The sequence below is a fragment of the Auraticoccus cholistanensis genome (assembly GCF_009742705.1).
Taxonomy (GTDB): Bacteria; Actinomycetota; Actinomycetes; order Propionibacteriales; family Propionibacteriaceae; genus Auraticoccus; species Auraticoccus cholistanensis.
In genome coordinates, this window is record NZ_WPCU01000004.1 from 313,236 (window position 1) to 326,451 (window position 13,216).

At 74.5% G+C, this 13,216-nt stretch carries 11 protein-coding genes; 6 read left to right on the forward strand and 5 right to left on the reverse strand.

Going from position 1 to position 13,216, the window contains the following annotated elements; all coding sequences use genetic code 11:
- Positions 1–135: 135 nt before the first annotated feature.
- From GC722_RS03920 to GC722_RS03935, 4 genes are all read left to right on the forward strand, one after another.
- Positions 136–810, forward strand: a complete 675-nt coding sequence (locus tag GC722_RS03920; protein WP_408609288.1) for an HAD-IA family hydrolase — start codon at positions 136–138, stop codon at positions 808–810.
- Between the two features lie 61 nt (positions 811–871).
- Positions 872–1,825 carry a GNAT family N-acetyltransferase gene (locus tag GC722_RS03925; protein WP_156608144.1) on the forward strand — a complete coding sequence of 318 codons (954 nt, stop codon included), beginning with the start codon at positions 872–874 and terminating at the stop codon, positions 1,823–1,825.
- 71 nt (positions 1,826–1,896) lie between these two features.
- Entirely contained in the window at positions 1,897–2,388 is a 492-nt protein-coding gene (locus tag GC722_RS03930) for an SRPBCC family protein (RefSeq protein WP_156608146.1), read from the forward strand.
- Between the two features lie 376 nt (positions 2,389–2,764).
- Entirely contained in the window at positions 2,765–5,047 is a 2,283-nt protein-coding gene (locus tag GC722_RS03935) for a beta-galactosidase (RefSeq protein WP_156608148.1), read from the forward strand.
- On the opposite strand, the gene GC722_RS03940 is transcribed toward GC722_RS03935, so the two are convergent.
- Entirely contained in the window at positions 5,005–6,057 is a 1,053-nt protein-coding gene (locus GC722_RS03940; protein ID WP_156608150.1) for a neutral zinc metallopeptidase, read from the reverse strand. The genes GC722_RS03935 and GC722_RS03940 overlap by 43 nt on opposite strands.
- A 190-nt stretch (positions 6,058–6,247) precedes the next feature.
- On the opposite strand from GC722_RS03940, the gene lysS reads away from it, so the two are divergent.
- A complete protein-coding gene (lysS, locus tag GC722_RS03945; protein ID WP_197429851.1) occupies positions 6,248–7,729 on the forward strand; it encodes a lysine--tRNA ligase in 1,482 nt (493 codons plus the stop codon).
- 27 nt (positions 7,730–7,756) lie between these two features.
- Here the strand turns inward: lysS and GC722_RS03950 are convergent, their stop codons facing one another.
- Both GC722_RS03950 and GC722_RS03955 read right to left on the reverse strand, forming a co-directional pair.
- Positions 7,757–8,218, reverse strand: a complete 462-nt coding sequence (locus GC722_RS03950) for a DUF1801 domain-containing protein (protein WP_156608154.1) — start codon at positions 8,216–8,218, stop codon at positions 7,757–7,759.
- A 163-nt stretch (positions 8,219–8,381) separates the two neighbouring features.
- Positions 8,382–9,518 carry a DUF4282 domain-containing protein gene (locus GC722_RS03955; RefSeq protein ID WP_156608156.1) on the reverse strand — a complete coding sequence of 379 codons (1,137 nt, stop codon included), beginning with the start codon at positions 9,516–9,518 and terminating at the stop codon, positions 8,382–8,384.
- Between the two features lie 220 nt (positions 9,519–9,738).
- Between GC722_RS03955 and GC722_RS03960 the strand changes: the two genes are divergently transcribed.
- The gene (locus GC722_RS03960; RefSeq protein ID WP_331714360.1) at positions 9,739–10,971 is read left to right on the forward strand and encodes an MFS transporter; all 1,233 of its coding nucleotides are present in this window, start codon (positions 9,739–9,741) and stop codon (positions 10,969–10,971) included.
- A gap of 40 nt (positions 10,972–11,011) precedes the next feature.
- Here GC722_RS03960 and GC722_RS03965 read toward each other — a convergent pair whose 3' ends face one another.
- Together GC722_RS03965 and GC722_RS03970 are read right to left on the reverse strand one after the other, a co-directional pair.
- Positions 11,012–11,965, reverse strand: coding sequence for a C-terminal binding protein (locus GC722_RS03965; RefSeq protein ID WP_156608158.1), 954 nt, complete (start codon positions 11,963–11,965; stop codon positions 11,012–11,014).
- Entirely contained in the window at positions 11,962–13,155 is a 1,194-nt protein-coding gene (locus tag GC722_RS03970) for a fumarylacetoacetate hydrolase family protein (protein ID WP_156608159.1), read from the reverse strand. The genes GC722_RS03965 and GC722_RS03970 overlap by 4 nt, the downstream gene beginning before the upstream one ends.
- Positions 13,156–13,216: the final 61 nt, after the last annotated feature.

Consider the following 13,216-nt stretch of genomic DNA (forward strand, 5'->3'; position numbering starts at 1 on the left):
GGACGCTGCGTACCAGGGTCGCTGACCCGCGGTCACACGCTAGCACCAGGTGATACCACTTCCCCGGGCTCGGGAGCCCGCCTCCGGCGACCCTCTAGGCTCGTCGCGGTGCAAGGGCGGCGGAAGGGGAGCGCAGTGGGGTCAGGACTGGCTGGGGGGTCAGGGCTGGCTGGTCGGCTCTTCGACGCGGTCATCTTCGACATGGACGGGACGCTGGTCGACTCCACCCCGGCCGTGGTCCGGGCCTGGACCACCTGGGCCGAGGAGCACGGCATCACCGCCGAGCAGCTGGCCGGCAACCACGGGATGCCGGCCGCCAGCATCATCGCCCGGCTGCTCCCCGACGCCGAGCGGGAGCGGGCGCTGGCCCGCATCGTCGAGCTGGAGACCACCGACGTGGGCGGCGTCGTCCCGCTGCCGGGCACGGTGGAGACCCTCACCGTGCTGCCGCGCGAGCGCGTCGCCATCGCGACCTCCTGCACCCGTCCGCTCGCCGAGGTCCGGATCGGGGCCAGCGAGATCCCCCGCCCGGAGGTCGTGGTCACCGTCGACGACGTCGAGCGCGGCAAGCCGGCTCCCGACCCCTTCCTGGCCGCGGCCCGCGACCTCGGCTTCCCGCCGGAGCGGTGCCTGGTGGTGGAGGACGCCCCGGCCGGGCTGTCGGCGGCCCGCGCCGCCGGCTGCGCCACCCTCGCCGTCACCACCACCACCCCGCGGGCCGAGCTGGAGGCCGACCTGGTGGTCGGCACGCTGGCCGACGTCCGCTGGCACGTCCGCGACGGCGGCATCGAGGTCGCGCTCGCCGACTGAGCGCCCCGCCGCGGGCGGAACTCGCTGGCGCCCGGACGTCGCGGCCGTCAGGATCGCCGGCGTGGACGACTACCGCTGGAGCACCCTGCACGCCGAGGACGTCGAGGCCTGGGCCACGCTGACCAACACCCTGGCCGAGCACGACCGGACCGAGGAGTTCTACGGCGCCGAGGACCTGGCCGAGGAGCTGGAGGAGCCCGGCTTCGACCCGGCCCGCGACAGCCTGGCGGTCTGGGCGGGGGACCAGCTGGTCGGCTACGGCCAGCTGCGCGTCGCCCTGGCCCTCGACGTCGAGGGACGGGTCCGCTGCAGCCTGGGCGGCGGCGTCCACCCCGAGCACCGTGGCCGCGGCCTGGGCCGGGCCCTGATGGAGAAGATGGAGCGCCGCGCCGACGAGCTGGCCGCCGAGCGCCACCCGGGACGCCCCTGGTTCTTCCGGGCCGACGGCGGGGTCAGCGAGGCCGACCCCGTCCGCCGGCTGCTGGAGCACCGTGGCTACCGGCCGGTGCGCTGGTTCAACGAGATGGAGCGTCCGCTCGACGGCCCCCTCCCGGAGGTGCCGGTGCCCGACGGCGTCCGGCTGGTGCGCCCCGACGACGAGCTGTGCGAGCCGGTGCGGGCGGCCCACAACCGCGCCTTCCTCGACCACTGGGGATCCACCGAGCAGACCGCGGAGACGTGGGCCCAGCACTGGCGCTCCCGCACCTCCCGGCTGGACTGCTCCACCGTCGTGCTGGGGGCCCGGGACGAGGTGCTGGCCTACGTCCTCTGCGCGCAATGGGTGGAGCGGGAGCTGTACGTGAACCTGGTGGGGACGGTGCCGGAGGCCCGCGGCCGCGGCCTGGCCCGGGCGGCGCTGGCCGGCACCATGGCGGTGGCCGCCGCCTCCGGGCGCTACGACGTCATCCAGCTCGGCGTCGACTCGGCCAACCCCACCGGGGCGACCCGGCTGTACGACTCCCTCGGCTTCACCGTGGACAGGACGGTCCCCAGCTACCGCCTGGACCGCTCCTGACCCTCCCGCTGCGACGCCCGGACCGGCATGCTCGTCGAGGCACGACACCCCGGAGCAGGAGCGAGGCCACCATGAGGTACACCGTCTCGATGCGGATCGACCTGCCGCGGGAGCGGACGGTCCAGCTCCTCGCCGACCCGACGCACCTGCCGAGGTGGTTGCGGGGCCTGGTGCTGCACGAGCCGCTGACGGGGACCCATGGGCAGGTCGGTACCCGGTCCCGCGTCGTGCTGCGCGCCGGCGGGCAGGAGATGGAGTGCATCGAGACCATCACGCGCCGCGAACCCGCGGACCTGCACGGGATCCCCGGCGACACGGTCGTCCGCTTCGAGCGCGAGATCGTCGCGACGGGCATGTGGAACGCCGTGCGGGACCGGCTGACCGAGGCCGGTCCGGGGGCGACGCTCTGGGTCAGCGAGAGCGAGTACCGGTTCGAGGGCCTGCTGATGCGGCTGGTGGGCCCGCTCCTGCGCCACTCCTTCCGCAAGCAGTCGCGAGAGCACATGCAGGACTTCAAGGCGTTCGCCGAGCAGGGCCGGGACGTCCGCGACCAGGAGGGCTGACCAGCTCAGGACGGCAGAGGTCGTCGACGGACCGGAGGACCAGCGGTGCTCCTCGTGTCCGGGTGGATCCCGGTCGCGACCGGCGGCACACCAGCCAACCGCGCAGCGGGACGGGTCGACGTCAGGCAGGGGCACTGAGGATCCCGGAGCGCGGGCGGCCATCACGAGTAAGAAAGCGACTGTCAGTACAGTTGTCGCGTGGCGCACCGTCGGCTCCGCGACCAGCTCATCGCCCTGACCCGGTCCCCGGCGTCCTGGCAGCCCGCTCCGGCACCATGACCCCGCCGCACCGGACCGGGAGCACGACGGGGAGGCGCGCGTGACCCAGCACCGCGTCACGGTCCGAGACCTCCGCCCGCCCCTGGCTGAGCCGTCCATGAGCAACGACGTCGAGACCCACACCCGGGTGCGGCTCACCAGCCGGTGGCTCGAGGTCGACGGTGCGCGCTGCATCCCCGTGTCGGGGGAGCTGCACTACAGCCGGGTCCCGCGCCGGCGCTGGGAGGAGGAGCTGCGCCTGCTCGTGGCCTCCGGGATCACGATGGTGTCGACCTACGTGTTCTGGATACACCACGAGCGCGAGCAGGGCCGGGTGCGCTTCGACGGCGACCTGGACGTGGCGGAGTTCATCGTGACCGCCGACCGGGTCGGCATCGACGTGGTGCTGCGGATCGGTCCGTGGGCGCACGGGGAGTCCAGGAACGGCGGCCTCCCGGACTGGGTGCTGGCCACCGCCCCCAGCACCCGTCAGGACGACCCGACGTACCTGGCCCTGGTCCAGCGGTGGTTCGAGCGGCTGGGCGAGCAGGTCGGTCACCACTGCGGGCCCGACGGGCGGGTGGTCGCCATCCAGCTCGAGAACGAGCTGTACGACCAGCCGACGCACATCACGACCCTCAAGCGGCTCGCCCGCGGGGCCGGGCTCTCGGCGCCGCTGTGGACGGCGACCGCCTGGGGCGGTGCGCTGCTCCCGCCGCACGAGGTCCTCCCGGTGTACAGCGGCTACGCCGACGGGTTCTGGGCGGACCAGGGGTCCGGCTGGGACGACAGCTTCCGTGACCACTTCACCTTCTCCCACCGGTGGGACGACCCGGGGGTGGGAGCGGACCAGCGTGCCGCCGGGCTCGAGGTCGTGGTGCGCGACCTCGACCCGGAGTTCCCGCCGGCCACCTGCGAGCTCGGTGGGGGGATGGCCACGGCGTACCACCGCCGACCGGTCGCGCGGGGTGAGGACATCGCCGCGGTGGCCAACGTGAAGCTGGGCAACGGCTCGGTGTGGCAGGGGTTCTACATGTACGCCGGCGGCACGAACCCCGAGGACCACCTGCAGGAGTCCCACGCCACCGGCTACCCCTGCGACCTGCCCCGCTTCGACTACGACTTCCAGGCCGCCCTCGGCGCCACCGGGCTGCCGGGGCCGGGCATGGCCGCCCTCCGGGAGCACAACGCCTTCGTGGGTGCCTTCGGGGATCGCCTCGCCGACATGGGCAGCACGCTGCCCGACGGTGCCCCGGTCGACGTGCACGACCTGGCGACGCTGCGCTGGGCCGTCCGCAGCGACGGGCGGAGCGGCTTCCTCTTCATCAACACCCACCAACCGCACCAACCGCTCAGCGGACACACCGACGTCCAGCTCCGCGTCGGCCTGGACGAGGAAGAGCTCCTCGTCCCGGACCAGCCGGTCGACCTCCCCAGCGGTCTGGTCGCCCGGTGGCCCCTGCAGCTCGACATCGAGGGCGTGCGGCTGCAGTGGGCGACCGCCTCGGTCGTCGGCCTCGTCCCCGGTGCGCCGCCGACGTTGGTGCTGCGTGCGGAGGCCGGCGTGCCAGCCCGGCTGCTGCTCGCCCCCGGCTCCACCGGTGAGCTCGACGGCCGGCAGGTGGCCTTGGGCATGACGCCCCTCGAGCTGCTCCCCGGAGGCGTCCTCGTCGTGGACGGCCGCCTCCGGATCCTCCTGGTCGACGGCGAGCAGGTGGGACGGCTCTGGTTCCTCGACGGCCAGCTCGTCGACTCGGTCCACCCGGTCTGGAGCGACCGTGGCCGGCTGACCGCCCGCGCGGCGGAGCAGCCGGCGGTGGCGCGCTGGTCGGGGCGCTGCTTCGAACCCGTGGCCCTGACCCCCACCGGGCACCCCGTGCTGCGCCCGGTGCAGGTGACCCGGGTCCGGGAGCCCTCCGACCCGCCCGCGCGCTACGGGCACCACGCCGGTCGCTCGTCGGCGCCGTCGGACGAGCAGCTGGACGCAGTCGCCGGCGTCTGGCAGCTGCCGCCGCTGCACCCGGGGGACGTGGGCCCGGGAGCCCTCCTGGAGCTCCTGGTCCGGTGGGAGGGCGACGTGGCCCAGCTGCGGGCGGACGGCGTCCCGGTCGCCGACCGGTTCTGGGACGGCCGCGAGTGGCGCATCGACATCACCGCGCTCCCGCCGCAGGCGGTCCTGACCCTGCACGTCGCGCCGCTCACGACGCGGACCGTGGTCGACCTCGATCCCGTGGCCGAGGCCCGACGCCGCGAGGCCGCCGTGCTCTGCGCCGTGCTGGGGGTGGAGCTGGTGGGGAGCGTGCTCTGGCAGGAGACCGGCAGGGGTGGTGCCGACGGCTCGGGTGCAGGAGAACCGGCTCAGGAGACGTCGGCGTCCTCGGCGGACCAGGTGCGGCAGTAGCCGAAGGAGCCCCAGCCGCGGTCGAAGCCGGCCAGCAGCCAGCTCTCGGTGGAGTCGGCGTCGCCGTGGTCGCGGGTGCCGGTGACCTCGTCGTTGTTCTCGCGTGCGTAGGCGGTCAGCTGCTCGTCGGTGTCGGCGGGCAGCTGCAGCGTGCCGGCCAGCAGGTTGAGCTGCACGCCCGCGAAGCAGGTGGCCTGCAGCTCCAGCCGGCGGGTCAGCTCCAGCCGCTCGTCCTCCTCGGCGTCGTCCCAGGCCTCGCTGTACAACGGGAAGATCCCGGCGGTGTGCTGCAGGTGGTGACCCACCTCGTGGGCCAGCACCAGCCAGTAGCCGCGCTCCAGCCGGGCGTAGTTGAAGGCGGTGTCGTCGGTGCGTGCGTTGAGGTAGATGGTGGCGTCGGTGCTGCAGTAGTAGGCGGGGTAGTCCGCCACCGCCAGCAGCCCGCAGGGGGTGCGGAGGTCGTCGTCGAAGGTGGCCACCGCGGGCGCGGTCAGCTCGAGGCCCTGCTCCGCGAGGAGGGGGGCCAGCGCCTGCACCAGGCAGCCGACGACGTCCTCGGCGTGCGCCTGCAGCTCCTCGTCGGGCACCGGCGGCGGTCTGAGGGCGGGTGCCGGGCAGCCCAGGCTCGCCGGCGGCGCCACCACGGCGTAGAGCCGGTTGTCGTCCAGCCCGGTGCCGGTGAAGGGGTCGTCGGGACGGGCCTCGATGGGGAAGACCGGCCCGCCGACCCCCGGAGGTGCCGGACCGCCCGAGGGTGCGCCCGGGACACCGGGGCCGGAGGTGGCCCGGGCCCCGGAGGACGGGGCGGCCGGAGTGCCCGGAGCGGGTTCGGGCACGGCGGTCGCGGCCACCCCGGGAAGGCGGATCCCGCCCGCGCGCGTGACCAGCACGGCGGCCACGGCCAGCACCACCGCGGTGGCGGCCACCAGGGCCAGCAGCAGGCCGCGACCCCGCGGCCGGGCGGCGCGGCGCGGCGCAGCCCCTCCGGAACCCGCAGGCGTCTGCGCCACGATCCCCCCTTGCTGCCCGGACACCGGGCGCCCCCCGTGCGGCCCCCGCGACCCGGTCACCAGCATTCCGGATCGACGCTGTCCTGAACCGGTCGATACCCTTTCCCCGATGAGCGAAAAGAGCACCGCCCCGGCCCGTGACCAGGGCAGCGACGCCGCCACCGACGTGGCGGCGGACCTGCCCGAGCAGATGCTGGTGCGCCGGGAGAAGCGGGCTCGGCTGGAGGCCGCCGGCCAGGCCGCCTACCCGGTCGAGGTGCCACGCACCCACGCCCTGCACGAGGTGCGGGAGCGCTGGGGTCACCTGGAGGCCGGCGAGGAGACCACCGACGTGGTGTCCGTGGCCGGCCGGGTGGTGTTCGTCCGCAACACCGGCAAGCTCTGCTTCGCCACCCTGCAGGGTGGCTTCTCCCCGGCCGAGCCCGGCACGCGGCTGCAGGTGATGCTCTCGCTGGCCGAGGTGGGCGAGCAGCGGCTGGCCGACTGGAAGGCCGACGTCGACCTCGGCGACCACGTCAGCGTCACCGGACGGGTGGTGTGCTCCCGGCGCGGTGAGCTGTCGGTGATGGCCAGCGGGTGGACGTTGGCGTCCAAGGCGCTGCGGCCGATGCCCAACCTCCACAGCGAGCTCTCGGAGGAGACCCGGGTCCGGCAGCGGCACGCCGACCTCACCGTCCGCCAGCGCGCCCGCGACCTGCTGCGCACCCGTGCCGCGGTCACCCGGAGCATCCGCGAGACGCTGCACGAGCTGGACTACCTCGAGGTCGAGACGCCGGTGCTGCAGCTGGTGCACGGCGGGGCCGCCGCCCGCCCCTTCCGCACCCACCTCAACGCCTTCGACATCGACATGACGTTGCGGATCGCGCTCGAGCTCTACCTCAAGCGCGCCATGGTGGGCGGCGCCGAGCGGGTGTACGAGATCGGTCGCATCTTCCGCAACGAGGGGATCGACTCCACCCACAGCTCCGAGTTCACGATGCTGGAGGCCTACGTGGCCTGGGGCGACCAGCGCACCGTGGCCGACCTCGTGCAGCGGATCGTGCTGGACTGCGCCGACCTGCTGGGCAGCCGGCAGGTCACCCACCGGGCGGCGGACGGCACCGAGCACACCATCGACCTGGACGGCGAGTGGCGCTGGCTCGGCGTCTACCCCGGGCTGTCGGAGCGGGTGGGTCGCGAGATCACCCCGGCCACCGGTGCCGAGGAGCTGCGCGCCCTGGCCGACGAGCACGACGTCGAGCACGAGCCCGGCTGGGACGCCGACAAGCTCGTGATGGAGCTCTTCGGCGAGCTGGTCGAGCCGACGCTGATCCAGCCGACCTTCGTCTGCGACTACCCGGCCATCGCGCAGCCGCTGGCCCGCCCGCACCGCAGCGAGCCGGGACTCATCGAGGCCTGGGACCTGATCATCGGCGGGGTCGAGCGCGGCACCGGGTTCTCCGAGCTGATCGACCCGGTGATCCAGCGCGAGCGCCTCACGGCCCAGTCGCTCGCCGCCGCCGCCGGCGACCCCGAGGCCATGCAGCTCGACGAGGACTTCCTGGCCGCGCTCGAGTTCGGCGCACCCCCGATGGGCGGGCTGGGGCTGGGCATCGACCGGCTGGTGATGCTGTTCACCGGCGTCGGCATCCGCGAGACGATCCTCTTCCCGCTGCTCAAGCCCGAGGGCTGAGCGCGTCCCAGGGCCGGGCGACGGGCCTCAGCCGAGCGCCCGCCGCACCAGCTCGGCGATCGCGGCCTCGGCCTCGGCGCCCAGCTCGGTCACGGCGTAGGAGGTCGCCCACAGCCCGCCCGCCTCGTCGAGACGGGCCTCAGGGGTGAACCCGAAGGTGGAGTAGCGCTCCTTGTCGACCTGGCCGCTGCGGAAGAAGCACACGACCTTGCCGCCGCGGGCGTAGGCGGGCTGGCCGTACCAGAGCTTCGGGGCCAGCTCCGGGGCGGTGCTGGTGACCACCGCGTGGAGGCGCGTGGCGACCGTCCGGTCGGGCTCGGCCATCTGGTCGATCTTGGCCAGCACGTCGGCCTCGTCGGCGGCGGCCCTGCTGCCGCGGCCGCGGCCGGCCTCCTTGCGCAGCTCGGCCGCGCGTCCGCGCATGGCCGCCCGCTCCTGCTCGGAGAACCCTGCGCCCGTCGTGTCCTGCTCGTCGTCCGTGGTGGCCATGGCGGCGTCCTTCCCTCGTCGCGGTGTGGTGCTCGGAAGGCTAGCCACGGGCCGGGCCGCCGGCTTCTCGATTCCTGACCGGTCCTCAAGGGGTGACCGGCGGAGACGGCACGAGGCCGGACGCTGCTGCGTCCGGCCCCGCGGGGTGTGTGTGGCTGGCTGCTCAGGCCTGCTCGGCGTCGGCCCCGTCGCTGCCGGCGCTGAGGAGGTGCGCCTTGATGTCGCGGACCCCCTCGGCGGTGCGGATGCCAGCCAGCGCGAACTCCAGCGCCACCCGGACCAGGGCGATGTAGATCGCCACCGGGATCCAGCCGAGGAGCAGGCTGATGAAGCCGCCGACGATGCCGGCCGGCTCGTGACCTGCGATACCGGCGACGAAGAAGACGGCCGTGTAGCCGAGCCAGACCACCAGCAGCAGCAGGCCCACGGCGATGTAGAGGATCTTGACGATCGACGGCGTCGCGTAGCTGGTGAAGGAGAGGTCCAGCAACGAGCGCAGCCCGTCGCGCGAACCGCTCCGGGCGCTGGACGTGCCCGACGTCCAGGAGGAGACGCCCTGCTGCTGCTCGGGGTAGCCGCCGGGCTGCTGGCCGTAGCCCTGACCGTACTGCTGCTCCCCGTAGCCGCCCTGCCCGTAGCCGCCGGCCTGCTCGTAGCCGCCGGCCTGCTCGTAGCCGCCCGCCTGGGCGTACCCGGCCGACGGCTGCGACTGCGGGTAGCTGCCGGACGCCTGCGACTGCGGGTAGCCGCCGGCGGGCTGCGCCGCCTCGCCCCAGGAGGTGGTCGGCTGCTGGGCCTGCTCGCCCCAGCTGCCGGACTGGGTCTGGCGCGACTGCTCCTGGTCCCAGCCGGCCGACGGCTGGCTCTGCGCCGGGATGTCCCAGGCGGTCTGCGCCTGGCCCTGCCCGCCCTGCGGCTGCTCCCAGGACGCCGAGGAGGCGCTGGAGGGCGGCGGCGCCACGGGCGGCTGGCCGTACTGCTGCTGCCCCTGCTCGGGGTAGCCGCCCTGGGGCTGCTGACCGTACTGCTGGCCGTAGTCGGGCTGCTGCCCGTACTGCTGCTGCCCGTACTGCTGCTGACCCTGCTGCTGTGGGTCGTAGTAGCCCTGCCCCTGCTGGCCGTACTGGCCCTGCGGGTACTGGCCCTGCTGCTCGTACTGGCCCTGCTGCTCGTACTGGGCCCGCTGGGCGTACGGGTCCTGCTGGCCGTAGGGGTCCTGCTGCTGCTGGCCCCAGTCGGAGCGGGGGTCGGAGCCCTGACGTCCGGACTGGTCGTTGCGGCCCTGCTGCTCGTCAGACATGCGTGCCATCCTGCCGTGGTCGAGTGTCACTGCGTCACGGCCGACCCTAGTGCCGCCCGCCCGCGCCTCCCGCGGGCCCGGGTGGTCAGACGACGGACCCGGGCAGCTCCACCAGCACCCCGAGCCCGACGGCGTGGCCCCGGCGGACGTCGGGGCGGTGGAGTCGTCGAGCCGTATCCGGGTGGCGCCGGTGGGGGCCGGTCGTGGTTGACTGGATCCCGTGGCTGAATCGATTTTGAAGCCGGGTGCGGAGCGGCTCGACCGGCGCACGGTGCTGCGGTGGCGCAACGCCGTCTTCGCGGTCTTCCTGGCCAGCGGGCTGACCTTCTCGTCCTGGGCGGCCCGGCTGCCCCGCGTCCGCGATGAGCTGGGCGCCAGCACGGCCGAGATGGGGCTCGTGGTGCTCGCGCTCGCGGTCGGCTCGATCCTCGGCCTGGTCGCCTCGGGCCACATCGTCCACCGCTTCGGCTCCCAGCGCACCATCGCCGTGTTCTTCAGCGTGCTGGGTGCCGGCATGGTGCTGGCCGGGGTGGGGGTCGAGCTGACCAGCTACCCCGTCATCGTGGCCGGGCTGGTGGTCGCCGGGGCCGGCATGGGGATCACCGACGTCTCGATGAACCTCAACGGTGCCGTGGCCGAGCGCGCGCTGCGGCGCAACGTGATGCCGCTGTTCCACGCCTTCTTCAGCTTCGGCACCATGGGCGGGGCGGGCATCGGCGCGCTGGCCGAGCTGCTCGGCGTCGGGGTCGGGGTGCAGCTGGTCGTGCTGGCGGTGCTGCTGGTCGCGGCCGTCCTGGTCGCGCTGCGCTGGACCCAGTCCGAGGACGTCCTGGACGACCCCGCCGCCGACGAGCCGGCCTCGACCGTCCGCTCGCGGCTGGCGGTGTGGCGCCAGCCGGCGACCATCCTGATCGGGCTCATCGTGCTGGGGATGGCGCTGGCCGAGGGCAGCGCCAGCGACTGGGTCGCGCTGGCCCTGGTCGACGGCCACGAGACGTCCAACGCCGTGGGTGGTGCCGGGCTGGTGGTCTTCGTCACCGCGATGACCGTCGGGCGGATCGGCGGCGTGTGGGTGCTGGACCGCTTCGGCCGCGTGCTGGTGCTGCGGGCGACCGCGCTGGTGGCCACCGTCGGTCTGGCCCTGACCATCTTCAGCTCGTGGACGCCCGCGGCCTTCGTGGGCATCGCGCTGTGGGGGCTGGGTGCCTCGCTCGGGTTCCCGGTCGGCATGTCCGCGGCGGCCGACGACCCGCGCCAGGCGGCCGCCCGGGTCAGCGCCGTGGCCACCATCGGCTACGTCGCCTTCCTGGTCGGGCCGCCGGCGATCGGCTTCCTGGGCGAGCAGGTCGGCATCCTGCGGGGGCTGCTGGTGGTGCTGGTGCTGGTCGCCGTGGTCGCCGTCGTGGCCCCGGCCGCCCGGGAGCGTCCGGCCACGGCCGCTCCCCAGGCCTGACCGCCGCCCCCGGGGAGGGGCGGCCCGGGGGCGGGGCGGGTCAGGTGACGGGGCAGCGCGGGGGCTCCCCGCGCCCGGCGCGCAGGATCTCCTCGCAGGCCAGCCGCTGCAGGTCGTGCAGGGACTCCTCGCTGTAGAAGGCGGCGTGCGGGGTGAGCAGGGCGTGCGGGTGGTCGCGCAGCGGGTGGTCCACCGGCAGCGGCTCCGGCTCGACGACGTCCAGGGCCACTCCCCCGAGCCGGCCGGACTCCAGCGCGGCCAGCACCGCGTCGGTGTCGACCAGCCCGCCCCGGGCGGTGTTCACCACCACCGCGCCGGCGGGCATCCGCGCCAGGTTCTCCGCCCCCACCACGTGCCGGGTGGCCGGGGTGAGCGGGGCGTGCAGCGAGAGGGCGTCGGAGCGCTCGAACAGGGTCGCGGTGTCGACCAGCTCGATCCCGTCGCGGGCCAGCTCCTCGGCGTCGGCCACCGGGTCGGCGGCCAGCACGGTGAACCCGAAGGGCGCCAGCCGGCGGGCCACCTCCCGGCCGATGCGCCCGGTGCCGAGCAGCCCGACGGTGGTCGCCGCGAAGGCGTGCACCGGAGCCAGGTCGGGCGGGGCGGGCCACTGGCCGGCGGCGATGGCGCGGTCGTAGCGGACCACCTTGCGCAGCAGCACCAGCAGCAGCGTCACCGCGTGGTCGGCCACCGTGGCCGAGCCGTAGTCGGGCACGTTGCACACGGTGACGCCCAGCTCGCGGGCGGCCTCGGTGTCGATGTTGTCGTAGCCGATGCCGTAGCGGACCACCGTCGCCCCCGGCGCCATCGCCGACAGCACCGGGCGGGTCACCGGGGCGAAGTTCACCAGCGCCAACCGGACCCCGGCCAGCACCTCGCGGGCCTCCGCCTCGGTGCTGATCTGGTGGGCCGACAGCTCCAGGCCGAGGGTCGCCGCGGTCGCCTGCTCCTGCTCCAGCCCGGCGAAGATGTGGTCGGTGACGACCAGCCGGTTCATGACGTCCCGACCCGGTCGGTCAGCCCCCGGCGGTGCAGGTGGCGGATGAGCGCCCGCAGCCCGAACTCCCAGCGCGGGGCCGTCTCGGAGGAGGTGACCCGGTTGACCAGGGTGCCGAGCCGCGGGCTGGTGATCCGCACGACGTCGCCCGGGTGGTGGGTGAACCCCGAGCCGGGACGGTCGCGGTCGGCGGTGGGGGCGAACAGCGTGCCGGTGTAGAGCAGCAGGCCGTCGGGGTACTGGTGGGCGTCCCCGATGGCGTGCCCGGCGAGCTCGGTGACGTCGCGGGAGATCTGGCTCATCTCGCTCACCCCGTCCAGCACGAAGTCGTCGTCCTGACCCAGCACCTGCAGCCGGACCTGGGCGCTGCGGACGTCGTCGAGGGTGAAGTGCTCGTCGAGCAGCCGCAGGAACGGCCCGACCGAGGCGGAGGCGTTGTTGTCCTTGGCGCGGGGCAGCAGCAGCGCCGAGCGCCCCTCGACGTCGCGGAGGTTCACGTCGTTGCCGAGGGTGGCGGCCACGATGCGTCCGGTGGAGGTGACGGCCAGCGCGACCTCCGGCTCGGGGTTGTTCCAGGCCGAGATCTCCGACACGCCGACGGCGGCGCCGCAGCCGACCGCGGACAGCACGGGTGCCTTGGTGAAGATCTCCGGGTCAGGGCCGAGGCCGACCTCGAGGTACTGCGACCACAGCCCGCGGGGCTGCAGGTCGGCCTTGAGCCGCTCGCTCTCGGGGCTGCCGGGGCGGATGGCTGAGACCTCGACGCCCAGCACCTGCTCCAGCTCGGCGCGCAGCTGCTCGGCGCGGCTCGGGTCGCCGCCGGCCCGCTCCTCGATCAGCCGCTCGGTGAGCGAGCTGGCGAAGGTCACGCCGGCCGCCTTGAGCACCTGCAGGTCGACGGGAGCCAGCAGCACCGGCGCGGCGGGGTCCTCCGCCTCGGCCAGGGTGGCCTCCAGCACCGCGCTGAGCGGCCAGCTGCGCCCGGCCGGGGCGGCGCGGAGCTCGGCCACCGGGTCGGGCCGCTCCAGCAGGTCCGCCACGGTGGGGAAGGTGTCGGAGACGTCGACCAGCTCCTCGCCGCGGACGGCCACCACGCAGGGGCCGAGCTCGGGGTCCAGCAGGCGGCCGACCAGGGTGGCGCGGTCGACGTCGGTGGGCAGCAGGTCGCGGGGGTCGTCGAGGAGGGTCATCGTCGTTCCTGTCTCGGGAGGGGGCACGGGGAGGTGCCGGCGGGGCCGGCCGGGGCCCGGG

Bases quoted from the DNA above. Each gene is read 5' to 3' on its own strand.
- GC722_RS03930 (WP_156608146.1), top strand. From the start codon at position 1,897: ATGAGGTACACCGTCTCGATGCGGATCGACCTGCCGCGGGAGCGGACG.
- GC722_RS03935 (WP_156608148.1), top strand. From the start codon at position 2,765: ATGAGCAACGACGTCGAGACCCACACCCGGGTGCGGCTCACCAGCCGG.
- lysS (WP_197429851.1), top strand. From the start codon at position 6,248: ATGCTGGTGCGCCGGGAGAAGCGGGCTCGGCTGGAGGCCGCCGGCCAG.
- GC722_RS03950 (WP_156608154.1), bottom strand. From the start codon at position 8,218: ATGGCCACCACGGACGACGAGCAGGACACGACGGGCGCAGGGTTCTCC.
- GC722_RS03955 (WP_156608156.1), bottom strand. From the start codon at position 9,518: ATGTCTGACGAGCAGCAGGGCCGCAACGACCAGTCCGGACGTCAGGGC.
- GC722_RS03965 (WP_156608158.1), bottom strand. From the start codon at position 11,965: ATGAACCGGCTGGTCGTCACCGACCACATCTTCGCCGGGCTGGAGCAG.
- GC722_RS03970 (WP_156608159.1), bottom strand. From the start codon at position 13,155: ATGACCCTCCTCGACGACCCCCGCGACCTGCTGCCCACCGACGTCGAC.